Below are 24,845 nucleotides of genomic sequence, written 5' to 3' on the forward strand. Positions count from 1 at the left end.
ATTTAGTCTTCATGTAACAATTCAGCGATCACCTTATTACAAGTATCGGCACTATATCCTTTGCCTGCGAGATATGAAAAAAGCTTAACCTTATTTGCTTTTGAGTCGCCTTTTAATGATTTAAGCTTTTTTTGTGCAGAGGCCAAAGCGGTATCGTAATCATTTATAGATATCTCACCAAATATATGATCCAAAAGCTCTTTATCCAATCCTTTTTGTATTAATTTGTAGTACATGGATTTCTTGCTCATCCCAGGTTGGCTTGACTTGTCTTTAATCCATCTTTCTGCATATTTCACATCATTAATGTACCCATAATCTTTTAACTTACTTATGATTTCATTGATTACATCGTCTGAATAATTTTTTTGTTTTAATTTTTGCACTATTTGGTGCGAAGTCCTATCTCCGATCGATAGGAGTCTTATACAGTAATTATAGGCTTTGTTAAAGTCCATGATATTCCTCCGCAAAAATAAATTATTAGCGCATTGGCTTTCCCATATGCGCTAATATAATATTTGTTTAATCTTCTGTTGTTGCAGGTTCATCTTCTGAAGAAGATACTTTAATCTTTGTCAATCCCAAGTTATTGGCCTCTCTGACTTTTGCTTCGATTTCTCCAGTAACTTCCGGATTATCCTTCAGATATTGCCTAGCATTTTCCCTGCCTTGGCCGAGTCTGATGTCACCGTAAGAGTACCAAGCGCCGCTTTTCTGAATTATATCATTGTTAACTGCCACATCCAAAATGCTGCCCTCCTTTGAAATGCCTTCTCCATACATGATATCAAATTCTGCTTGTCTAAAGGGAGGTGCAACCTTATTCTTTACCACCTTTACCCGGGTTCTGCTGCCTACCATGTCATTACCCTGTTTGATCGTTTCAACCCTTCTCACATCCATCCTAACAGAGGCATAAAATTTCAGAGCTTTTCCACCGGGTGTAGTTTCCGGGTTTCCAAACATTACTCCAACCTTTTCTCTCAGCTGGTTAATAAAAATTGCCGTTGTCTTGGACTTGTTAATAGCGCCGGCTAATTTTCTTAAAGCCTGTGACATCAATCTGGCCTGCAGACCTACATGTGCATCACCCATATCACCATCAATTTCAGCTTTAGGTACCAATGCGGCAACCGAATCTATTACTACTACATCGATAGCACCGCTTCTAACCAAAGTTTCGCAAATTTCTAAAGCTTGCTCACCTGTATCAGGCTGTGATACTATCAGATTATCTATATCCACACCAAGTTTTTTTGCATAAATAGGATCCAGTGCGTGTTCTGCATCAATAAAGGCCGCATCACCGCCATTCTTTTGGGCTTCAGCTATAATATGCAAAGCTACTGTAGTCTTTCCTGAAGATTCCGGCCCAAATATTTCTACAACTCGCCCCCTTGGCACTCCGCCAATTCCAAGGGCAATATCTAAGTCTAAGGAGCCTGTAGATATGCACTCCAGATTCAGCTTAGTATTTTCTCCTAATTTCATGATTGAACCTTTGCCAAATTGTTTTTCAACTTGACTTATAGCAGCTTCCAGAGCCTTCTTCTTATCATTCATAAGCGATCGCAGGCTAGCCTGCTACACCTCCTTCTATGCGAACATTTGTTCTTATATAATTATATATTAATTTCTAATATAAGTCAATTAATAAGTAACATATTTATGTTATACTGGCTGATAACAATTGCAAAGCTCCGGTTTATCAGTCAGTACAATTTATTTGATATCCAGACCTAATATTGCTCTGCGAAGAATATCCAGGACCTTTGTGCTGGCCTGCCATTTGATCTTCAATCTGTTTCCGCTAAAAATATAAGAATAGCTTTCTACCCCGCTATCAAGAGCAATTCCAATAAAGCACAAACCAACAGGTTTTGTCTCGCTGCCGCCTGCCGGTCCTGCTATTCCTGTTATAGACATACCGATATCGGTATTGGAAATTTTTTTAATTCCTGATGCCATCTCCATTGCCGTCTCCATGCTAACAGCACCATACTTATTTATGGTCTCCCTATTTACACCGAGCATATTAATTTTAGCTTCATTGCTATAAGATACTACTCCATTAAGGAAACTAACCGATGAATCAGGTATGTCGGTAAATCTGCTGGAAATCAGACCTCCTGTGCAAGACTCGGCAAAAGCTATAGTTTTTTTCCTTTCTCGAAGCAATTGATTAACCATTGACTCAAGAGTATCTTCATCGCGTCCATAAATATCTGCACCAAGGATATTACGTATCCGGCTTTCGATGTCTTCTATTTTTTTATCTGCTAAATAAGGGTCCTGTGTTTTCGCAGTTATCCTTATTTGAACCTCTCCGTCTTTTGCATATAGTGCGACTGTTGGGTTTGTTTGTTCTGTTATTATTTTTCCAAGGCATTCCTGAATAGCGGGTTCTCCTATGCCTATTACTTTCAAAGTATGAGATTTAATAATATGATCCGATTTATTTTTTAGAAACGGTACTACCTTTTCTTCGAACATGGGGATCATCTCTTTGGGAGGTCCGGGAAGTGCAATATAAATTTTATTGTCATATTCCCCTATGGTTCCCGGCGCAGTGCCATTGTCGTTTTCTATTGCTTTGCTCCCATCCGGCACATATGCCTGCCTTTCATTTATTATGGGCATAGCAGTTTTATATCTTTTAAACTGCTCCCTGATCCTTTCAAGTGATGGCTTATCCAATCTCATTTCTACTCCTAAAGCTTTTGATAAGCCCAATTTTGTGATATCATCATCCGTAGGCCCTAAACCGCCTGTGGTGATTATAATATCAGACCTGCTTCCTGCCAGCTTTATTGTTTCTATCAATCTTCCTAAATTATCTCCTACAACAACTTGGTAATATACGTCTATTCCTAAATCTGGTAATCTTTGCGATATATATTGGGCATTGGTATTAACAATATCGCCTAACAGCAGTTCAGTGCCTACTGCAATTATTTCACATTTCATTTTTACTACCTCTCACACATTATGTTCCATGGCTTTTATATGCTTTGCAAAATAGTCTGCTCCCGATGCAACAGTAATAAATAAAGAAAGATATATAAAGACTATATCCATAGGGATATTTATAAGGCTAAAGGGATAATTGTTCAAAAATAGCATTACAATAGTAATGATTTGTATTACAGTTTTAAATTTGCCTAAATTACTGGCGGCTATTACAATATTTTTATTGGCAGCTATGCCCCGGAGACCGGTAACAGCAAATTCTCTTGCTAATATTATAAAAACAATCCATGCTTGTATTCTGCCCAATTGAATGAATATAAGAAAAGCACCCGAAACAAGGAGCTTATCGGCTAATGGATCTAAAAACTTTCCTAAATCAGTTATCAAGTTATATTTCCTTGCGTAATACCCGTCCAGTTTGTCTGTAAGTGATGCTATTAAAAAAATAACAAGGGCTATCTCCATGTTATATGGAATATCAATCAGCATAAACAGCATAAAAACCGGTATCAATATTATTCTTAAAACTGTTATTTTATTTGCTATGTTCATATGCGTTCTCCCCTAATAAATCATAGTCAGCAGCATCGGTTATTAATACATCAACAAAGCTACCCATTTTGACATCATTATCCGATGTAAAAAATATCAAGCCATCAATCTCCGGCGCATCCCTATATGACCTGCCTATATATCGGCCATCTTCAAAGCCTTCTACCAGAACTTTAAGTGTTTTTCCTACATAGCTTCTATTCTTCTTCAGCGAAATATCCATTTGCAAAGACATAAGGATATCCTGCCTTTTTTGCTTTATATCTTCCTCAACTTGATAGGGCAAATTATAAGCGGGAGTATCCTCTTCTCTTGAGTAAGTGAAAACTCCCATTTTATCGAATTCTGTACTTTTTATAAAATCAGCTAATTCTTCAAAGCTTTCTTCGTCTTCTCCCGGAAAACCTACAATAAAAGTTGTACGTATAGTTATGTCCGGCATCGCTTTCCTTAATTTAGATATGAGCTCAAGAATTTTCTCCTTAGTTGTGTGCCTTCCCATCAGCTTAAGTATTTTGTTGCTCCCATGCTGAATCGGTATGTCGATATATCTGCATATTTTTTCCTCTTGGGCCATGACCTCAACAAGCTCATCGTTAAATTCATCGGGATATGCATACATCAACCGTATCCATTCCACCCCTTTAATTTTTGCAAGCTCCTTTAGGAGTATCGGCAGCATAAGCTTTCCATATAGATCTTTTCCATAAACGGATGTATCCTGGGCTATTATTATTAATTCCTTGGTTCCGTTTGAAGCAAGTGCTTCAGCTTCATTTATAATTTCTTCAAGCTTCCTGCTCCTATATTTGCCTCTGAGTGACGGTATGATGCAATAAGTACACCTATTGTCGCATCCTTCCGCTATCTTTAAATATGCAGTATGCCTTTCTGTAGAAACATATCTATCCAGTGTATCTATGTCAACTTTTTCTTGATTGCCATGCATGGATATTTTTCTGCCTTTCAATGTTTGTTCAATCACTTCCGATATAGATTTATAATCTCCGGTTCCTATAACAGCATCAAGCTCAGGCATCTCGTCCAATAATTCATCCTTGTATCTTTCAGATAGGCAGCCTGCTGCAATTAGCACCTTGCATTTACCATATTCTTTATATTGACCCATCTGTATTATTGTATCTATAGACTCTTGTTTAGCTTTTTCAATAAAACCACATGTGTTAATGATTATTACATCAGCTAAATCAGGGTCGGCAATAACCTCATATTTATCATTCTTTAAAATATTTATCATCACTTCAGAATCTATCAGATTTTTTGCACAGCCTAATGACACCATCGCAACATACATTTATAAACATCTCTCCTTAATTCAACTATGTAAAGTATAATACAGCAATGATTGTTAGTCAAAATATAATTTGCTGCAAAAACTCATTTCCATCAGTTCTGCTGTATTGATTGATAACGATTGCAGAGCTCCGGGGCTAAGAGTTTGTAAGCTTGCATAGGGTTGCGTCAAAACTAACAAACTCTAAGCCCCTGCACATTGAACGAGACTTCATTCAGTGGGGTTTCAACTCCACTGAATGTTAGTCGAATCCATACTGGACTTAGCCGCCCTTAGGCACACGCCGCTTATAGCGGTGTGGGTCTTAGGGCGAGTTAGTTCAGTGCTGCACTCTTATATCAGTCAATACAACAGTTATTGCGGTGGAATCAAATTTGTTTTAAAAATTTCCCGGGTAATGATTTTGGCGCAAATTAAGGCATATACATCTATTTAATATAATTAACGATATTTTTCTCTCGAGTGATCTTTATTGCGTCAAATATCGACTGATTACTACTGCATATCTCGCCACTGTTCTTTGCTTATAAGTACTTTTCTTGGCTTGCTTCCTTCATATCCTCCTACTATTCGACGTTCCTCCATCTGATCTATTATCCTTGCTGCTCTGCTGTATCCGATTTTTAAGCGCCGCTGAAGCATGAGTATGGATGCCTGGCCGCTCTCGACCACCATGCTTATTGCATCTTTAAGAAGCTCATCCGCATCTCCGTCCTCTTCTTCTTTATCATCATCAAAGTCATTTATTATGCCCTCAACGTAAGCCGGGGCAACTTGTCCCTTGATATAGTCAACTATTGATTCCACTTCTTTATCCGAGATGAATGCACCTTGTACTCTTATAGGCTTTGATTCTCCAACAGGATAATACAGCATATCTCCCTTCCCCAGCAGCTTCTCTGCTCCGCCCATGTCAAGTATGGTTCTGGAGTCTATCTGGGAGGATACTGCAAATGATATCCTTGAAGGGATATTAGCCTTGATAAGCCCTGTTATTACATCTACCGAAGGCCTTTGAGTAGCTACAACGAGATGTATGCCAGCCGCTCTGGCCATTTGCGCAAGTCTGCATATGGCATCTTCTACATCACCGGGAGCCACCATCATCAGATCCGACAGCTCGTCTATTATGATAACAATCTGAGGCAGCTTATCTGCTTCTTCTTGAAATAATCTGTTATAACCATTTATATCCCGCACATTTTTAGATGCAAAGCTCTTATACCTTTCAGTCATTTCGGAAACAGCCCAGTTTAGCGCTCCTGCAGCTTTTTTGGGATCAGTGACAACAGGCACCAGAAGATGCGGTATGCCGTTGTATACGCTTAACTCCACTACCTTAGGGTCTATCAAAAGCATCTTGACCTTATCCGGCGCAGCTTTGAATAATATGCTTGCAATAATGGTGTTGATGCAGACACTCTTGCCTGCGCCTGTAGCTCCTGCTATCAGCAGATGAGGCATCTTTGTTATATCTGCCACAATATTTATTCCTGCTACATCCCTTCCCAATGCAAAAGCGATATTGGATTTGTTGTTCCTGAATTCTTCGGATTCTATTACCTCTCTGATATATACTGTAGTGATCTCCTTGTTAGGAACTTCAATTCCAACAGCTGCCTTGCCCGGAATGGGGGCTTCAATCCTTATGCCCTGTGAGGCCATGCTTAAGGAAATATCATCTGACAGGTTGACAATTTTGCTGACCTTAACCCCGGGGCTAAGCTGGAGCTCATACCTGGTAATAGAAGGCCCAACACTGACTTGTGAAACTGTCGCGTCTACATTAAAGTTCTTTAGTGTTTCATCCAAGGTTTTAATATTATTCATTATCTCCTTTTTCATATTTCCCCCCTTACTTTCTTGAGGAGGGAACAATAAGGTGGCGCTCGGAAGATTGTAATGGGGAAAATGCTGAAGATTGTTTGGTGTCAGTTTTTCCTTTGTACAATCCGGATGGGATTTGACCTCCGCTTCCCTGGGTTTAGGCTGAAAATTATTATCAAATTCTTTGCTGAAATCTATGATCTTTACCTTTTTGGTATCAATAGCCTCTTCTCTATCAGCAGAATCTACAGCCGTCTCTATTACTGCCTTATCTTCTCCAACAACCTGTATAGGTTTTTTGTCAAGTATTTTCTTTGGGTTCAGTGATGAAAATGCTTTCATGATAAAGGATTTCATAAAACTTAATGATGAAGCGGCTGTAATGCCGGTAAACATTATCAATGATATGATAAACAAGCCTACTATTACAATAGAAGTTCCGGTAGTGCCGAAAACTTTAACCATAATATAGCCTAGAGCCGTTCCGATTATTCCGCCGCCTATGCTTTGAGTACCTAATTCATAAGCTGCTATAATGCTTTCTATATAATCAAGAGCTGCCTCTTGAAATAGCTTTATATTGATCAAATATAAAAGCATCAAAAGAGTAATAAATGCCAGACAAAACGAATAGAACTTTATATTCAATTTCATCTTGTCCTTAAGATAGAAAGCCGCGACACCAAAAATGAGTATCAAAAGAGGAAAAAAATATGAGCCTATACCAAATATTCCAAATAATATTTTTTTGATATATCCTCCTGCCAAGCCGGAATTTCTATCAAATATGCATATATAGATATAAACTGCTGCAAGTATAGAGAGAACTCCTGCTATATCAAATTTTAATCTTGTTGTTTTTTTCTTTTTTGCCAATAATATCACCCCAAAATTTAATTCTACATAAATAGTAAAAATCCTTTAGTTTAAAAGTCAAATGCAACTATAAAATATTTTATAATTGCATTTAATCTTTATTTATTTTTTATTATACTCCTCAGCTTTTCCAAAGCGTCCTTCAATCCGCCGACTTCATCGATCAATCCATATTCCACCGCTTCCTTGCCCACTAAGACCGTCCCTACATCATTGGCCAATTCACTTGTTGTAAACATAAGCTTTTTTAGAGTAGGCTTCTTTATATTGCTATGATCTGTTACAAAGCTTATTATCCTTTCTTGCATTTTATTGAAATAATCATAGGTTTGCGGAACTCCGATAATCAGGCCGTTCATTCTTATTGGGTGTATGGTCATAGTTGCCGTAGGAGCTATGTAGGAATAATCGGTTGATACGGCTAAAGGCACTCCTATGCTGTGGCCTCCGCCCAACACTATTGAGACAGTAGGCTTGCTCATGGTGTTTATTAGCTCTGCAATCGCTAAGCCTGCTTCTACATCACCCCCAACCGTATTAAGTATAAGAAGCAATCCTTCTATCTCATTGCTTTCTTCAACTGCAACTATTTGGGGTATGATATGCTCATATTTTGTGGCTTTATTCTGGGGAGGCAGCATTATGTGCCCTTCTATCTGGCCTATTATGGTCATAACGTAGATATTGCTTTTGAATTCAGGTACTTTCACCTCTCCCAGTTCTTTTAATGTTTCAACCGGCTTATTTTCATCCTTCTTTTCATCCTCTTCGGAGTTCTGCCCGTTAAAGTATCCGTTATACAATGCTCTTCACTCCTAAATTTGATGTTTAATATATTTTTGCCATTTAAGCTTTTAGTATGCAAAATCAAAAGTCTTACTGCTCAGTCAATGCAGCAAGACTTTTGCTCATAATCATTTAGTTTTACCCAATTCAAATTTTCTGTGAAGAGCATTTACAGCAGCGCTGGTATTTTCACTCTTTATAAGGCAGGATATGGTTGTATGTGAATCCGAGGTTTGAAGTATATCAATATTGCTTTCACTTAATCCCTCTATCATTTTAGCCATAACCCCCGGCATGCCTCTCATTTTGTTGCCTATTATTGTAACTTTAGTGCAATTTGGTATGGCTGTAAAGCTATATCCTTGAGATTTCAATATATTCTCTAATTTAGGTCCATTTACGCTGTCTACAATAAAGACCTTGAGATCTGAATATATATTTATCATATCTATGCTTATATTTTCAGCTGCGATTATATTAAACAATAAAGTATCCTTTTCATATTGATCAGCGGAGCCATCAAATCTAATCCTAAATTGAGTTCTATTTCCAATTTGAGCTATTGCTGTGATAAGCTGATCGTTTTTATCATATCTATACCTTCTGGATTTATCATAATTAGTTATTAACGTCCCTGTATTTTCTGTCAATGTGCTTTTTATAAGAAGCGGGATATTGCTTCTCATAGCTATCTCGACAGCTCTGGGATGTATAACCTTGGCTCCATACTCAGCCATTTGAAAGATCTCATTGTAAAATACAGTATCCATTACCTTGGCATCTGGTACAATAGCAGGGTCTGCAGTCATAACTCCATCTACATCAGTATATATTTCAATTATTTCTGCATTGATGGCCTCCCCAATTATTGATGCTGTTACATCACTTCCGCCTCTTCCTAAGGTTGTAATGTTACCTTCTTCTGTTATTCCTTGAAACCCAGCGATAATAGGTATAATATTTTTTTCAATGCAATCTAAAATATTTGACGGCTCTACTTTTAAGACTTCTGCATCTCCATAGTTTTCATCAGTTATTATTCCTGCTTGCCCTCCGGTTAGAACTTTGCATTCATAGCCCATCTTTTTTAATGTATTGGCTAAAACAACACAAGATATTACTTCTCCGCAGGACATAAGCAAATCCATTTCTCTGGGGTTGGGCTCTATCCCTACGGATTTTGCTAAATTAATCAGGGTATCAGTTGCATATGGATCTCCGTTTCGTCCTATGGCTGAGACTACTACCACGGGATAATAATCTTTTTTCTTTGCAAATTCGATCTTGTTTACAACCATATTTCTTCTCTCTTGATCTGCAACTGAGGTTCCACCGAATTTTTGTACGATAAGTCTCATAATATCCTCTCACCTTTAACTAAAATATGTTTTGAACTATTAAGGGTTGAATTTGCTTTCCCTCAATCGCCATTTCAACAGTTGGAAGTATCATATCCATTCTGGCAATCAAAGAATTGCATTTTACATAGGGACTGTCTTGTCCGAATGGAACAAAATAATAATACTTGGTATTTAATAAAATCCCTAAATTTTTTGCATTCATCCCTAGTCCATCATTTGTAGATATTCCAATTACAACAGGCTTCATCCCCCTTAGATGAGCCTTGGCAGCCATCAATAGGGGCGTATCAGTTATGGCGTTTGCCAGCTTGGCAATAGTATTACCCGTGCAGGGAGCTATAACAAGTATATCCAAAATGCTATTCGGCCCTATAGGTTCTGCATCTTGTACGGTCAAAATGCTTTTATTGCCTGTAATCTTTTCAATTTTGCCAATCCAATCTTCTGCTTTTCCAAATCTGGTATCCATAGTAGAGGCATTCAGTGAAAAAATTGGAATTACATTTGCCTTTTCATCTATCATCTTCTGTATCTCATCTGTTATTTTGCTAAATGTACAAAACGAGCCTGTGATCCCAAAGCCAATATTCAAACCCTCGACTTTCATGAGTGACCTCCTCTATATTATAAATTAAACCTGCTTTCAGTGCAAAATAAATATGGTATCAAATATAATTTTAGCAGCTGACTTGGGAGATATTTTGCCCGGCAAGCCTAAAGCATGGATGATTTTAATCCCTTTTCCAATAGCATAGCTATGATCTAAGCCACCTGGTTTCGAAGCTAGATCAATAATTAAAGCATCCTTTTTCACTGCATCAACTAACATCTCAGGGATGATTAACGCAGGCACTGTATTTATAATGATGTCCATATCTCTTATGACTTTATCTATCTCATCCGTCTTCAAGCCTTTGCACCCGTTCAGATCAATCCAGGCTACATCTGTACTCTTTCTGGCAGCTACATATAGATCAGGATTAAATGCTTTTAAATAACCGGCCAACACTTTTCCAATGCGTCCATAGCCTATTACTAAGATGCTGCTGTTATAAATAGTTGTATTCCTTTCATTTATTATTATTGATATAGTGCCTTCAGCAGTTGCTGCGGCGTTGAATATTTGAAAGCATTCATCCTTGTTATAGTCTAAATAAGCCAGTTTTTTCTTCTGTGCCAGATCGGTAAAATATAAATCCGGAGCGCCTAATATAAGCTTCTTATCTGGGCTTAAGAGATTTATGAAGCTTTCTGTAAAGGCTGCTTTTCCAGAAAGCTTCATATTTACTTTGTCTCCCCAGTTAAATGGAATAGGGCCTATTATAATGTTGTTTTCTTCTATTCCTTCTTTTATGGTTTCATACTCTCTTACGCCTTCTAATTGCAAATTTTCATGGCCATATGTCGATATTATATAGCCTTCTCTCTGATATAATTTTATTAATTCTTCGATCCTTTCATCACCGCCAAGGATCATTATTTTATCGTTTTTCTCAATAATCACGCCGCTCCCTCCATTAAAAGAACTCAGAGCTCAGAACTCAGAGCTCAAGGTGAATGTATTCCTTTTGGGTCTTAGGGCTACTTTAGTCCATTAATGCACTATTATATCAGTCAGGACAAAAGATTGAATTAAAGCTATTGCAGCAAAATCAACTATTATATATTATGTTTTCTGACTTACATATGTGAATCAATAACTACCCGTAAAACGGGTAGTTTGCTCTGAGGCTATAAGCCTCTGTTACCGGCCAGCGCCTAAAGACGCTGGCTTTCACTTTGTTCAAGCTACTACGCCATTGCCACTTTTGCCGCCCCTAAAGGGACGAACGTACTACTTGCTACCCCTTGAAGGGGTCTTCGTATTCTTTTACACTTAATTTGTCTACCATTATGTCATGTTTCTCCTGCTCTTGTATGTATTTCCTTATTGTTGCTTCATTTAGTCCTACTGTGCTCACATAATAACCTTCTGCCCAGAAGTGTCTATTCCCATACTTATATTTTAAGTTTGCATGTTTATCAAATATCATTAGGGCACTTTTTCCTTTTAGATACCCCATAAAGCTCGATATACTCATTTTCGGTGGTATACTCACTAACATGTGTATATGATCTGGCATAAGGTGTCCTTCTATAATTTCTACTCCCTTATAATTGCATAGCTGCTTTAGAATATCCCGTATACTTTCTTTGTATTGATTATATATTATTTTTCGTCTATACTTGGGAGTGAATACAATATGATATTTACACATCCACTTAGTATGGGCCAAACTATTTTCTTTGTTTGCCATTAAAATCACCTTTCCTTTCGTTATCATAGTAGCTTGAACAACTCTATTATAACGGAAAGGTGATTTTTTTGTATAACTTCTGTCGCGCACCCGCATAGCGGGTGGTTTATTGTTTCGCAGGCTCAACAGACTAAAGTCCATAAGAAAAAACTAATGCGGAATTCCATGGAATCCCGCATTAGTTTCAAATTTGATTGAACACAACAGATCAATTTAATATATCCGCCAAATCTATTATTATCATATCGCTTCCTACTTTTTTTATCCTTTCCCATGGAATTTCCAAATATCTCTTGTCTATAAAAAACGAAAAAAAACCTTTGCTTTCCGGGATTATTAATGATTTAATCTTTCCCGTCTCACTATCTATCAGCATATCACAATCCCCTAAATAACCAAGTCTTTCGCAATCCGGAAGTGTAACAATTTCTTTCCCGTATAGCTTGCTTAACCTCATTATACTCCACCTCTACACATTATTAATCTCAGTTGCTTGTCTTAATTATTATATGATTATTGTGCAGCAATATATTCCTCTTATTTGCCGGTAGAGCCAAATCCACCTGGTCCTCTCATAGTATCTTCCAATACATCGGCCATTACAAAGTGAGCAGTATAAATCGGCATGAAAACGATCTGCGCAATCCTGTCACCGGGGTTTACTATATAATCCTTTGAACTATGATTAATAATGGGGCATATTATCTCTCCGGTGTAATCAGAGTCAATAACACCAACAGAGTTGATCAGGGAGATACCATGCTTTGCAGCTAAGCCGCTCCTCGGAAAAACAAAGCCACCTACGCTTTTATCGGCTATATGTATGGCTATCCCTGTCGGAATGCTCTTTATACTATTTGATTCAATTACAACAGGTTCCTTAATACAAGCGCGTAAATCCATACCGGCCGAACCGGTTGTAGCATAATCGGGCAAAATAAAATCCCAAGCAAAATCTTTTTCTATTCTTTTGATTTTTATTTCTATATCCATATCATTACCTGCCCTGCCTCACCGTGTTGTTCTTATTCGGTCCGATAATTGCAACACCCATTTCATCAGTATTGAAAATAAGGTCTATAACATGGTTAATATCATCCATTGTCACAGCATCAATAAAATCTGTGATCTCCTTTGGAGAATATATTTTATCAAGGAGCAGCTCGGATTTTCCGATAGAAATCATCCTGCCGCTTGTACTTTCAAGTCCGAGAATATAGCTTCCTTTTATTTGCTCTTTTGAATCATATAACTCATCTTCGGTAATGCCGTTCTTTTTGATTTCTTTAATTTCTTCCTGGATGAGCTCCATAACATAATCCAGCTGATTAGGCTTCATACCTGCATATATGGATAGTATCCCGCAATCCGTATAGGATGAAGGATAAGAAAATACCGAATAAGCCAGGCCCTTTTCTTCACGGATTTTTTGAAAAAGCCTTGAACTCATCGCTCCCCCAAAGATATTGTTCATAACCAGCAGAGGATATGTATATTTATTTCCCAGCTCTATACCATTAAAGCCCATGCAAAGATGTGCCTGCTCCGTATCCTTTTTTTTATGATTATGCTTAGGTGCAAATACCGGTTTCGGAGCATTCTCCCTGGCTGTCTTCGCTGGGTTATAACCAGAAAAAACTCTCTCTATTTGTTGTATCACATACTTTTCTTCAAAATTGCCAACAACCGAAATAACCAGATTTTCAGGTGTATAATTTTTGTCAAAATAATTGATTATGTCATTCCTTCCGAGTCCCTTCAAAGTATCCTCGGTTCCAAGTATAGGCATCCCTAAAGGATTATCACTCCAGACAGATTGGGTAAATATATCATGTACTAAATCTTCAGGAGAATCCTCATACATGCTTATTTCTTCTAAAACCACGCCTTTTTCTTTTTCAATTTCCTTTTCTGAAAAAGCCGAATTAAAAAACATATCTGAGAGTATATCCAAGGCTATATCAAAATGAGTATCCAAAACTTTGGCATAGAAACAAGTGCATTCTTTAGCGGTAAAAGCATTCAACTGGCCGCCTATCTTATCTATTGCACTGGCTATTTCCTTCGCATTCCTGGTTTTGGTACCTTTGAACAGCATATGCTCAATAAAATGAGATACACCATTGTTGTTAATATTCTCATTCCTTGAACCGGCTTTAACCCAGATGCCCAAAGAAACAGAGTTAACATATTTGATTTCTTCCGCTACAATTCTAACGCCGTTATTTAAATTATGCCTTATGTACATTTTTTACCTCCTATGTGAATAATTCATTTCATTATAAGTAAGGCTTCCATTGGAAGCATTTTAGCATTCATTATATTAAAAAATTTATACTTTCCTATGCATTATAAAGGATATCTCAAAAATTTTCAATTGGCATTAGTTTAATACTTCGCTTACGGTTACAATCTCATAATTCCTATTCTTTAGATTATTTATCATTATTGGAAGAGCTTTTACCGTAGATTCAGTAGGGTGCATCAATATTATTGCCCCATTATGAACCTTCTTATCTACCCTTTCCAACACTTGAGTGTAATCCTTAGTATTCCAATCAATGGTGTCCACGCTCCACATTACGACCTTGTAATCAAGACTCTCTGCTATTTGTGCAACCTTCTTGTTTAAATCCCCGTAAGGAGGAGCAAACAGCTTTGTTTTTGCTCCGGTTATATTATTGATAACTTCTTCAGTTTTTATTATTTCTTCTTTATTTTTTTCTTCACTTATCTGAGTATGCTTTAAATGGTTATAACCATGATTTCCTATCTCATGGTTATCCTCATAAATTCTCATAAGCAATTCCTTGTTTTTATCGGCCCAATCTCCGCCGATGAAGAACGAAATTTTAATATTATTCTTTTTAAATTCACTGAGCATATCCGGCAAATATTCATTTCCCCAGACCACATTGCATGCAAAAGCTACTTTTCTTTCGCTTTCATTTCCTTTGTATATGGGCTCAAAGAGCTTAAATGTATTCACACTTATCCGGTTCATATAAACAAGCAGAAGGCATAATAAAATAAGAATAATCCCCGTTATCATTATAGTTTTCCTTTTTAGCATTATTATCCTCATAAAAACCCTCCTAGAATATCTTTAATTATTAATATTCTATAGAGAGGCATAAAATACGAAAAAAAGAAACATAAACCATGGTTTATGTTTCTTCTATTTATTTTCAGAAGATGGGCTTTTTTCTTCGTCATCAGTTATTGCATCTTTGCGTGAAAGGTTTATTCTGCCTTGCTTATCTATTTCAGTGACCTTTACAAGTATTTCGTCACCTACACTTACAACATCCTCTACCTTTTCTACCCGCTTTTTATCCAGCTTAGAGATATGAACTAATCCTTCCTTGCCCGGAAGTATTTCAACAAAAGCTCCGAATGTCATTATTCTTACGACTTTGCCTAAATATATTTCACCTTCTGTGACTTCTTTTGTTAAGCCTTCAATTATCTTTAACGCCATCTGGCCATCCTTGGCATCGATTGCGGATATATAGACCTTGCCATCATCTTCAATGTCTATTTTGACATTTGTTTCAGCAATGATTTTGTTGATCGTCTTTCCTCCAGGTCCAATTATATCTCTGATCTTATCAGGATCGACTCTGGTGATGATTATTTTAGGCGCATAGGGTGACAATTCAGGTCTTGGTGTGCTGATCACACTAATCATTTTGTCTAATATAAACAGCCTTCCTAACCTGGCCTGTTCAAGTGCTTTTTCCAGGATAGACCTATCTATGCCTGCAATTTTTATATCCATTTGTATAGCAGTAATGCCATCCTTTGTTCCGGCAACTTTAAAGTCCATATCTCCAAGAAAATCTTCCAGCCCTTGAATGTCAGTCAAAATTGATACTTCTTCATCTTCTTTTATCAAGCCCATGGCTACGCCTGCGACAGGCTTCTTAATGGGCACTCCTGCATCCAAAAGCGCCAAAGTGCTTCCGCATACGCTTGCTTGGGAGGTCGAGCCGTTTGAGCTCAATACTTCAGATACCAACCTTATGGTATAAGGGAAGTCATCGATAGAGGGAATCATTGGTTCCAATGCTCTTTCAGCCAAAGCACCATGACCTATCTCTCTCCTTCCCGGCCCCCTCAAAAATCTGGTTTCGCCAACACTAAAGGGAGGGAAGTTATAATGGTGCATGTATCTTTTGGACTCTTCGTCACCAAGACCGTCTAAAACCTGTACATCTCCTAAAGCTCCTAAGGTGGCAACTGTTAATACCTGAGTCTGACCTCTTGTAAAAAGGCCTGAGCCATGAACTCTGGGCAATATTCCTACTTCTACTGATATAGGTCTGATTTCATCCAATTTCCTATCATCAGGTCGTACTTTATGGTTTACGATAAGGTTTCGGACCTGCTCTTTGGTTATATTGTATAGAACAGCTTCAACATCTTTTATATTTTCCTCATATTTCTCGGCAAAATATAAAAGAGTATCTTCGTTCACCTCATCCATATTTGTTTGTCTTTCCTGTTTATCGACGGTCCTGATAGCATCCAGCATTTTTTCTTCAGCGAATTCCCTTACTTCCTTTTCCAGTTCTTCATCAATAGTTGCGAGAATTACCTCTTTCTTTTCTTTTCCTACCTTGACGACAATCTCTTCAATAAACGCTACTATTTTTTTAATATTGTCATGAGCGAACATAATAGCTTCCAGCATAACATCTTCAGGGACTTCATTACAGCCTGCCTCCACCATCATAACTGCATCCTTGGTTCCAGAAACGACCAGATGCATATCACTCTTTTCCCTCTGCTCGGCAGTAGGATTCAAAATAAATTTGCCGTCTATCAGCCCAACCAATACCGAACCCGTAGGTCCCATAAATGGGATGGTAGAGATTGACAATGCGGCGGATGAACCTATCATCGCTGCAATTTCCGGCAAATTATCCTGGTCTACGGATAAAACAGTTGCTATTACCTGAACGTCATTTCTATACCCCTTGGGGAATAAAGGCCTGATCGGTCTGTCAATCAATCTTGAGGATAAAACTGCTTTTTCTGTAGGTTTGCCCTCTCTCTTTATGAATCCTCCGGGTATTTTGCCTACGGCATATAGTCTTTCTTCATAGTCTACACTTAAAGGGAAAAAATCAATTCCTTCTTTTGGCTTATCAGAGGCGCATGCAGTTACAAGCACCATAGTATCACCGTATCTTACAACCACCGCTCCGTCAGCCAGCTGGGCAACTCTGCCAATTTCTATGGACAGATTTCTGCCTCCCAGCTCCATATTGAATGTTTCCAATTTATTACCTCCTTTCATGAAATGAATACTTCTATATGTAATGTATTATTTCCTTCTTTAGATTTTAAAAACACAAATAATGAGCGGATTTACCGCTCATTATTTAAGAACTAACAAATGCTATCTTCTTATATCAAGCTTACCGATTATAGTCCTGTACCTCTCAATATCCTTAGACATTAAATAATTGAGCAAGCCTCTTCTTTGACCTACCATCTTTAGAAGTCCTCTTCTTGAGTGGTGATCCTTTTTGTTTACCTTTAAATGCTCATTTAGTGTATTTATTCTTTCGGTAAGCAAAGCGATCTGAACCTCCGGAGATCCTGTATCTCCATCTTTTAGCTGATACTTCTTTATTATATCATCTTTAAGCTCTTTTGATAATGCCATATTTTCACCTCCTATATTTTACGCCATTTGCTAAGCACACCGTTGGTGAATCGGAACACCTGGCAAATGGTCTAATCTTTAACACATAAATTTTATCACAGCTATCGCCGTATGTAAAGAGAATTTCATCATTACAGCTCCAGCCTGTTCTTTATGTCATCCATAATTTGAGCTTTTAATTCTGTTGTACTGCCAAAAGCCCTTTCTTCTCTCTTCCTTTTTAAGAATACTACTTCTATTTTACTTCCATATAAATCTCCGTGGAAATCAATAATATGTGTTTCTATGTTTACACCTTTGCCGTTAAAAGTAGGGTTGGATCCGATATTGGTCACACTCTTATATGTCCTATTATCAACAATAGTATCAGTCAAATATACGCCTGATTTAGGAAGCACCATATCATGATTGACCTCTAGATTTGCTGTTCTGATGCCTATTTTCTCTCCATTCTTCCTGCCATGTATTACATTGCCGTCGATACTGAAATGGCGGCCAAGATAATCCTTTACATCATCCACAATGCCGTTTTTTATCCGTTCTCTAATAAGACTGCTGGAAACTACATCTCCTTTTACAGTTACAGCATCTACTATAAACACCTCAAATCCATAGCGTTTCCCATACTCTTTCAAACTGTCTGCATTTCCGTACTTTTTTTGGCCAAAGCTGAAGTTATATCCGGCAACAGCACATTTGACATGAAATTCAGATACCAAAATATTTTTTATAAATGCTTCCGCATCCATTTTCATTACATTTTGAAATCTTTCGAAATAAACAGCGTCAAGACCTAAGCTCTTCATTACCTCAACTCTTCGACCGTTTTCAGTAATCATTTCAGGAGAGTAATCAGGTACCAGTATTTTTTTCGGATGCTCAAGAAAGGTATAAACCATGCTTTTGCAATCTAATTCATTGCTTTTATTTGCTACGGTTTCAATCAGTTTTTGATGTCCTAAATGCACTCCGTCGAAACTGCCGAGAGCTATACAATATGGAGCATTTTCTCTTGCTTTTTTATAATCTGTATAAACTAACATGCACATCTCCTCTTAGTTAGGTAAATAAGGTTTTGATTTTAATAAAATTTCTATCATTAGTATCATCATGTGCTATTATGCCCAGAGCAATAAACTTACCCTCTATATATAACCTGATCATAGATCCGGCTTTGTATATATCAATATCATCTTCTACTCCTGCAGAGAATATCGGATTACCGTTTATCGCAGATTTCTCCGCTGACTTCTTGATAGTAATTTTGTTTAAATCAGAAAAAAGGAAGTCAGGTGCGCACAGCAAATTCTGAAAGGCATTGTTATTCGCTGCAAGCTGGATGTCTTCAAGTGTGACGGAATCTTCTATGCAAAACGGCGATGATTCTAGCCTTATCAGTTGTGCCATATGGGCTCCATAGCCTGATTTTTCTCCAATATCATTGCACAAGGTTCTAATATAAGTTCCTTTTGAACAAGACACATCTAATATAAACTCATCCCTGTCTGTTTTATCAACAAGACTGATATCGAATATTTCTATTGGCCTGCTTTTTACCTCTACCGTCTCGCCTTCCAAAGCGTATTGGTACAACTTTTTGCCTTTATATTTTATAGCAGAATACATAGGGGGAGTTTGCAGAATTTTGCCTTTAAAGCCGTCAATCAATCCGTTTACAGTCATCACATCTATATCCGGCACGGATACTTGCTCAATTATTTTGCCATATTTATCTTGAGTTTCTGTAGTGATGCCAAATTTGATACTTGTCCGATATTTCTTATTTCTTTCGGAAAGATATTGGACAACTTTTGTTGATTTACCGATGCAAATAGGTAAAACTCCCGCCGCCTCCGGATCCAAAGTTCCCGTGTGGCCAACTTTTTTAATCCCTGTTACTCTTCTAATAAAATAAACCACATCATGAGAAGTCATCCCTGGGGGTTTAAGAACATTAATAATGCCATTCATATCTACACCACCGAAAAGGCTTTTATCACCGATTCAATAACTTTTTCTTTTATGTTTTCCACCGCTCCGGCGACTGTAGCGCCTGCTGCTCTTTTGTGTCCGCCGCCGCCAAATTCCTGAGCGATCTCGCTTACATTTATGAAATCCTTTGATCTAAAACCGATTTTCACCCTGCCATCCTCAGCCTCTTTGAATAATAAAGCCACTTCTACTCCATTTATATCCCTTGCAAAATTTATAATCCCATCTGCATCTTCGTCTTTTGCTCCAATTAATTGAAAAACTTCTTTTCTGATGATCATAGAGGCAATCTTGCTTTGAAAATGAAATTCTAAGCTGTTGATTGCTTCACCTATAAGCCTCATTTTAGGCTTTGAATTGTTTTGATATATGGCTCTGTACAGCTTCCAAGGCTCAGCACCGTACCTTACCAGGTCTGCCGCTATTTCATGTGTTAAATCGGTAGTATTGCTATATTGAAATTGACCCGTATCAGTAACAATACCGGTATATATACATTCACATATATCCTTGTCCAAAGCAATCTCAAGCCGGTTGATGAGCCTATATATTATTTCACCGGTTGCAGCCGCATTTGTATCAACAATGTTATAAAGACCGAAATTGGAGTTGCTCAAATGATGATCTATATTGATCACCTTTGTCCCTTCCAGATACCTTGAACTTCTGCCAAGCCTTCCTGCATCACCGCAGTCCAATACAATCACCAGATCAAATTTATGATCATTATCGGGCTTTTCAATTTTTTTAGAGCCTTTAAGAAATTTATAGACTTCGGGCACATCATCATCCAATATGAACACCGCATTTTTGCCTATTTTGCTAAGGGCATTGTATAATGCAAGGGAAGAGCCTATATTGTCTCCATCAGGCATTATGTGGGATAGTATCGCAATATTTCTGCTATCCCCAATAAGCTTTATTACTGCAGGATTTATCAACTCTACTCTCCTTCTTCCTTCTTATTAATCTCATTAAGAATTTGAGCTATTCTAGCCCCATGCTCTATAGATTCATCCAAAGCAAAATGTATCTCAGGCAGATATCTTATCTTTATCGCATCACCCAATTTCTTTCTTATAAAGCCGCTTGCATTTTTTAATCCCTTTAGGGTGTTTTCCTTCTCCTCATTATTTCCAAATATGCTTACATATACTTTAGCGTATTTTAAATCAGGAGTGGTTTCCACGGAAACAATACTGCACATGGCTGAAATTCTAGGGTCCTTGAGCTCATTCATAATAATACGGCTTATTTCCTTTTTCAGTTCCTCGGAAATTCGATTTAATCTTTGCACAGACATATATGAATCACCTGCTTTATCTATTTTCTTGGCACAGCTTCCATTGTAAAGCTTTCTATGACATCGCCTTCTTTTATGTCATTAAACTTATCCAAGCTTATTCCGCACTCGAATCCAGTGTTTACTTCCTTGGCATCATCCTTAAATCTTTTTAGTGAAGAAATTTTACCTTCATGGATTACTACTCCATCCCTTACTACCCTGACTTCATTATTCCTGTTTATTTTTCCGTCAGTTACATAACAGCCTGCTATGGTTCCTATGCTTGACGCCTTAAAAATTGCTCTGACTTCGGCGTGTCCCAGTACAACTTCCTTGTATTCAGGCTCTAGCATTCCTTTCATAGCAGATTCTATATCTTCGATAGCATCATATATAACCCTGTAAAGCCTTATATCAACTTTGTCTTTCTCAGATAAAGTAACTGCAGCGGCTTGAGGCCTTACATTGAAGCCGATGATTATTGCATTAGAAGCGGAAGCAAACATTACATCTGTCTCCGTAATGGCTCCAACTCCACCATGTATAGCCTTTATTTTGACTTCGTCATTGCTCAATCTTTCCAAGGACTGTTTCAAAGCTTCCACAGAACCTTGAACATCTGCCTTTACTATAAGATTAAGCTCCTTGACCTTACCTGCCTGGATTTGGCTGAATAAGTCATCCAAAGAGATCCTCTGGTTGCTTTGCAAATGCTCCTGTCTATATTTTTCTTTTCTCTTATCTGATATTTGCCTTGCTACTTTCTCATCAGCAACTATTATAAATATGTCACCTGCATCAGGCACTTCCGATAAGCCGGTTATTTCCACAGGTGTTGACGGCCCGGCCTTTTTTACTGCCTTGCCCTTGTCATCGGTCATAGTTCTTACTTTACCGTAAGTAGTGCCCACTATGAAGAAGTCACCAACATTTAGCGTACCATTTTGCACAAGAACTGTGGCAATTGGGCCTCTGCTTTTATCCAGTTTTGCCTCTATAACTGTTCCCTTTGCTTTTCTATTGGGGTTAGCTTTTAGCTCTTGCATTTCTGCAACCAATAAAACCATCTCTAAAAGATTTTCTATCCCTATTTTCTTTTTTGCAGAAACAGGAACACAGATTGTATCTCCACCCCAGTCTTCTGCTAGCAGGCCGTGTTCAGTAAGTTCCTGTTTCACTCGGTCTGGGTTTGCTCCTGGTTTATCGATTTTATTTATGGCTACTATGATTGTTACGTTGGCAGCCTTAGCATGGTTTATAGCTTCGATTGTTTGGGGCATGACCCCATCATCCGCCGCAACCACTAATATAGCAATATCCGTGACCTTAGCTCCTCTGGCTCTCATAGCTGTAAAAGCTTCATGGCCTGGTGTATCCAAGAAAGCTATCTTTTTACCTTCGATATTTACAGTATAGGCACCGATATGCTGTGTGATACCTCCTGCCTCAGTGGCTATTACATTAGTCTGTCTTACAGCATCTAGTAGAGAGGTTTTCCCATGATCTACATGACCCATTATAGTCACGACAGGCGGTCTAGGCTTTAAGTCTTCTTCTTTATCTTCAGTATCATTTAAAAGCAGTTCTTCATCATCTTTATCCACGGCCTTTTCTATGGAGATTCCAAATTCACCGGCTATAAGAGCAGCTGTATCGTAATCTAATTCTTGATTTATTGTGGCTACAATTCCAAGAAGCAATAATTTTTTAATTATCTCAGCAACAGTTTTACCTGTTTTTTCGCTTAAATCTTTAACGGATATACTATTTCCTACCTTTATGGGTTTTTTAGGTCCTGAAGGCTCTTCTTTAACAGGTTGGGATGGCATTGGCCTTCCCCTTTTTCTATCGTTTCTAAAATTGCCTCTTTTCACTGGTTTATCAGGTTTTTTAGCAGGCACTGCTTTTTTAATCTTTTTTGATTCTTCTTTTTTATTGAAATCACCATCGTAATCTTCAATAGCAGTATCCTTGTTCTGCTCCTTGGATATTAAAGAAGATTTATTTAATGCTGTTTTTTGTTTGTTATCAACCGTCACATTCACTTTGTTATCAGTTTTTTTGTCGTTTTTCTTAATAAATAATTCTCTAATAGCTTTTTCCTCATCGCTTTCTATATTACTCATATGATTGTTAATATTAATATTTGCTTCTCTTGCTTTGTTTATTAGCTCTTTACTCGATAATCCCAATTCCTTGGCTAATTCGTACAATCTTTTCTTACTCAAACAGTTCACCCCCAGCTATATTATTACTAATCCTTATTCAGCAGGCTAATTAAGTAATCTGAAAATCCCTTGTCTGTTATACCGGCTATAGATCTGATTTTTTGACCTAAACTTGTGCTTAGTTCCTCTTTGGTCATATAAATAAAATATGGAATATGGTAATAAACTGCAGAATTAATAAACCGCTTTTTTGTATTCTCGGAAGCATCCTCCGCTATTATCAGGAGTTTGATATTATTCTTCTTTAAGGCGAATCTCACCGGATCTTCGCCAGAAATAACTCTGCCTGCTTTATATGCCATCCCTATCATTGATTGTACTTTTTTACGGTTTTCCATTCTCCTGTATCTGCTCCCTCAGAACATAAATTAATTCATCATTCATCTTTGTCTCCAATGCACTTTCTATCCGTTTTGTTTTTATCGCACTGTCCAGGCATTCTATGTTAGGGCATATATAGCAGCCCCGCCCTGATGCTTTCCCCTTCAGATCCATATTTATATTTCCTTCCGGGCTTCTAACTATACGAATCATCTCTTTCTTTGGCTTCATCTCGTTGCAGCCTAAGCATTTTCTCATAGGAATTTTCTTTTTCAGCATTAAATCACCTCTATTCAATTATTGAACGGGTTAGTTCAGTGATAAGGCTTGTGATTCACTTTTAATATCAATCTTACAGCCAGTAAGCTTTGCAGCCAGCCTTGCATTCTGCCCCTCTTTGCCAATGGCCAAAGAAAGCTGTGAATCGCTTACAACAACATTAGCCGTATTCTCTTCTTTATTAATGCTCACTTTTATAACCTTAGCAGGGCTTAATGCGCTGGCTACAAAAATGGTTAAATCATTGCTCCATTCAATTATGTCTATCTTTTCTCCTCTAAGCTCATCCACTATCACTTGTACGCGCTGACCTCTTTGACCCACACAAGCTCCGACAGCATCAATGTTTTCATCATGAGAAAATACTGCCATCTTAGTTCTCGATCCAGCTTCTCTCGATATGCTTTTTATCTCTACTATACCATCCTTTATTTCCGGAACCTCCAATTCAAACAATCTCTTCACCAGTCCCGGATGGGTTCTGGAAAGCATAACCTGCGGCCCCTTGGTGGTCTTTTTCACCTCGACCACATAAGTTTTCAATCTGTCCCCTAAATTATATGCTTCACCAGGTGTTTGCTCGTTTGGTCCTAGTACGGCTTCAGTTTTTCCTAAATCAATAAAAACATTGTTTTTTTCTTTTCTTTGAACCAATCCATTCACAATCTCGTCTTCTTTATTGATGAATTCTTCATAAACATTGCTTCGTTCAGCCTCTCTTATCCTTTGTACAACTACTTGCTTGGCAGTCTGAGCAGCTATCCTTCCAAAATTTTTTGGAGTAACTTTAATCTCAATAATATCACCAATCTCATAATTCCTATTTATACTTTTTGCATCTTCTATACTGATCTCTAAAAGTTCATCTTCCAGGGCTTCCACCACGGTTTTTTTAGCATACACTTCTACATCACCGGTTTCACGGCTTATAGCCACCTTTACGTTCTGGGATGTCCCGTAGTTTTTCTTATATGCAGTTACTAAAGCCGCATCAATGGCCTCAAACAGTATCTCTTGTTTTATACCCTTTTCCCTTGCAATTTGCTCAATCGCCTGGAGAAATTCCCCATTCATTT

Annotated in this window: 25 protein-coding genes; all 25 read right to left on the reverse strand. The window is 37.8% G+C overall.

Features of this window, described 5'->3' with window-relative positions:
- Window positions 1–2: 2 nt before the first annotated feature.
- Window positions 3–458 (reverse strand): regulatory protein RecX, encoded by a 456-nt coding sequence (locus LJD61_RS00005; protein WP_255225449.1) that lies wholly within the window; start codon window positions 456–458, stop codon window positions 3–5.
- A gap of 67 nt (window positions 459–525) precedes the next feature.
- Window positions 526–1,566, reverse strand: a complete 1,041-nt coding sequence (gene recA / locus LJD61_RS00010; RefSeq protein WP_255225450.1) for a recombinase RecA — start codon at window positions 1,564–1,566, stop codon at window positions 526–528.
- 159 nt (window positions 1,567–1,725) lie between these two features.
- Entirely contained in the window at window positions 1,726–2,970 is a 1,245-nt protein-coding gene (locus LJD61_RS00015) for a competence/damage-inducible protein A (protein WP_255225451.1), read from the reverse strand.
- Window positions 2,971–2,982: 12 nt separating this feature from the next.
- The gene (pgsA, locus tag LJD61_RS00020; protein WP_255225452.1) at window positions 2,983–3,525 is read right to left on the reverse strand and encodes a CDP-diacylglycerol--glycerol-3-phosphate 3-phosphatidyltransferase; all 543 of its coding nucleotides are present in this window, start codon (window positions 3,523–3,525) and stop codon (window positions 2,983–2,985) included.
- A complete protein-coding gene (gene rimO, locus LJD61_RS00025) occupies window positions 3,509–4,840 on the reverse strand; it encodes a 30S ribosomal protein S12 methylthiotransferase RimO (RefSeq protein ID WP_255225453.1) in 1,332 nt (443 codons plus the stop codon). Before rimO ends, pgsA begins: the two co-directional genes overlap by 17 nt.
- 495 nt (window positions 4,841–5,335) lie before the next feature.
- The gene (locus LJD61_RS00030) at window positions 5,336–7,543 is read right to left on the reverse strand and encodes an FtsK/SpoIIIE family DNA translocase (protein ID WP_255225454.1); all 2,208 of its coding nucleotides are present in this window, start codon (window positions 7,541–7,543) and stop codon (window positions 5,336–5,338) included.
- Window positions 7,544–7,641: 98 nt separating this feature from the next.
- Window positions 7,642–8,346 (reverse strand): ClpP family protease, encoded by a 705-nt coding sequence (locus tag LJD61_RS00035; protein WP_255225455.1) that lies wholly within the window; start codon window positions 8,344–8,346, stop codon window positions 7,642–7,644.
- 111 nt (window positions 8,347–8,457) lie between these two features.
- Window positions 8,458–9,687 (reverse strand): aspartate kinase, encoded by a 1,230-nt coding sequence (gene dapG, locus LJD61_RS00040; RefSeq protein ID WP_255225456.1) that lies wholly within the window; start codon window positions 9,685–9,687, stop codon window positions 8,458–8,460.
- 19 nt (window positions 9,688–9,706) lie between these two features.
- Window positions 9,707–10,297, reverse strand: coding sequence for a dipicolinate synthase subunit B (locus LJD61_RS00045; protein ID WP_255225457.1), 591 nt, complete (start codon window positions 10,295–10,297; stop codon window positions 9,707–9,709).
- 36 nt (window positions 10,298–10,333) lie between these two features.
- On the reverse strand, window positions 10,334–11,194 hold the full coding sequence (locus LJD61_RS00050; RefSeq protein ID WP_255225458.1) for a dipicolinate synthase subunit DpsA: 861 nt from the start codon (window positions 11,192–11,194) through the stop codon (window positions 10,334–10,336).
- A 337-nt stretch (window positions 11,195–11,531) separates the two neighbouring features.
- Window positions 11,532–11,987: an IS200/IS605 family transposase gene (gene tnpA, locus LJD61_RS00055; protein WP_255225459.1), complete on the reverse strand. Its 456-nt coding sequence runs from the start codon at window positions 11,985–11,987 to the stop codon at window positions 11,532–11,534.
- A 208-nt stretch (window positions 11,988–12,195) separates the two neighbouring features.
- Complete coding sequence (locus LJD61_RS00060; protein ID WP_255225460.1) at window positions 12,196–12,444, reverse strand: YlmC/YmxH family sporulation protein; 249 nt, start codon at window positions 12,442–12,444, stop codon at window positions 12,196–12,198.
- An 80-nt stretch (window positions 12,445–12,524) separates the two neighbouring features.
- Complete coding sequence (gene dut / locus LJD61_RS00065) at window positions 12,525–12,980, reverse strand: dUTP diphosphatase (protein ID WP_255225461.1); 456 nt, start codon at window positions 12,978–12,980, stop codon at window positions 12,525–12,527.
- A 4-nt stretch (window positions 12,981–12,984) separates the two neighbouring features.
- A complete protein-coding gene (locus LJD61_RS00070) occupies window positions 12,985–14,235 on the reverse strand; it encodes a M16 family metallopeptidase (protein WP_255225462.1) in 1,251 nt (416 codons plus the stop codon).
- Between the two features lie 135 nt (window positions 14,236–14,370).
- A complete protein-coding gene (locus LJD61_RS00075; RefSeq protein WP_255225463.1) occupies window positions 14,371–15,072 on the reverse strand; it encodes a polysaccharide deacetylase family protein in 702 nt (233 codons plus the stop codon).
- A gap of 93 nt (window positions 15,073–15,165) precedes the next feature.
- Entirely contained in the window at window positions 15,166–17,292 is a 2,127-nt protein-coding gene (locus LJD61_RS00080; protein WP_255225464.1) for a polyribonucleotide nucleotidyltransferase, read from the reverse strand.
- A 102-nt stretch (window positions 17,293–17,394) separates the two neighbouring features.
- Window positions 17,395–17,664, reverse strand: coding sequence for a 30S ribosomal protein S15 (rpsO, locus tag LJD61_RS00085; protein ID WP_255225465.1), 270 nt, complete (start codon window positions 17,662–17,664; stop codon window positions 17,395–17,397).
- A gap of 131 nt (window positions 17,665–17,795) precedes the next feature.
- Window positions 17,796–18,707: a bifunctional riboflavin kinase/FAD synthetase gene (locus LJD61_RS00090; protein ID WP_255225466.1), complete on the reverse strand. Its 912-nt coding sequence runs from the start codon at window positions 18,705–18,707 to the stop codon at window positions 17,796–17,798.
- Between the two features lie 16 nt (window positions 18,708–18,723).
- Window positions 18,724–19,635, reverse strand: coding sequence for a tRNA pseudouridine(55) synthase TruB (truB, locus tag LJD61_RS00095; RefSeq protein WP_255225467.1), 912 nt, complete (start codon window positions 19,633–19,635; stop codon window positions 18,724–18,726).
- 2 nt (window positions 19,636–19,637) lie between these two features.
- Complete coding sequence (locus LJD61_RS00100; protein WP_255225468.1) at window positions 19,638–20,597, reverse strand: DHH family phosphoesterase; 960 nt, start codon at window positions 20,595–20,597, stop codon at window positions 19,638–19,640.
- A gap of 2 nt (window positions 20,598–20,599) precedes the next feature.
- Window positions 20,600–20,953, reverse strand: a complete 354-nt coding sequence (gene rbfA, locus LJD61_RS00105) for a 30S ribosome-binding factor RbfA (RefSeq protein ID WP_255225986.1) — start codon at window positions 20,951–20,953, stop codon at window positions 20,600–20,602.
- Between the two features lie 26 nt (window positions 20,954–20,979).
- Complete coding sequence (gene infB / locus LJD61_RS00110; protein ID WP_255225469.1) at window positions 20,980–23,169, reverse strand: translation initiation factor IF-2; 2,190 nt, start codon at window positions 23,167–23,169, stop codon at window positions 20,980–20,982.
- 26 nt (window positions 23,170–23,195) lie between these two features.
- Window positions 23,196–23,507, reverse strand: a complete 312-nt coding sequence (locus LJD61_RS00115; protein WP_255225470.1) for a L7Ae/L30e/S12e/Gadd45 family ribosomal protein — start codon at window positions 23,505–23,507, stop codon at window positions 23,196–23,198.
- Window positions 23,494–23,769 carry an RNase P modulator RnpM gene (rnpM, locus tag LJD61_RS00120; RefSeq protein WP_255225471.1) on the reverse strand — a complete coding sequence of 92 codons (276 nt, stop codon included), beginning with the start codon at window positions 23,767–23,769 and terminating at the stop codon, window positions 23,494–23,496. Before rnpM ends, LJD61_RS00115 begins: the two co-directional genes overlap by 14 nt.
- A gap of 30 nt (window positions 23,770–23,799) precedes the next feature.
- Complete coding sequence (gene nusA / locus LJD61_RS00125) at window positions 23,800–24,843, reverse strand: transcription termination factor NusA (protein ID WP_255225472.1); 1,044 nt, start codon at window positions 24,841–24,843, stop codon at window positions 23,800–23,802.
- Window positions 24,844–24,845: the final 2 nt, after the last annotated feature.

This window comes from Lutispora saccharofermentans (genome assembly GCF_024363565.1).
GTDB lineage: Bacteria > Bacillota > Clostridia > Lutisporales > Lutisporaceae > Lutispora > Lutispora saccharofermentans.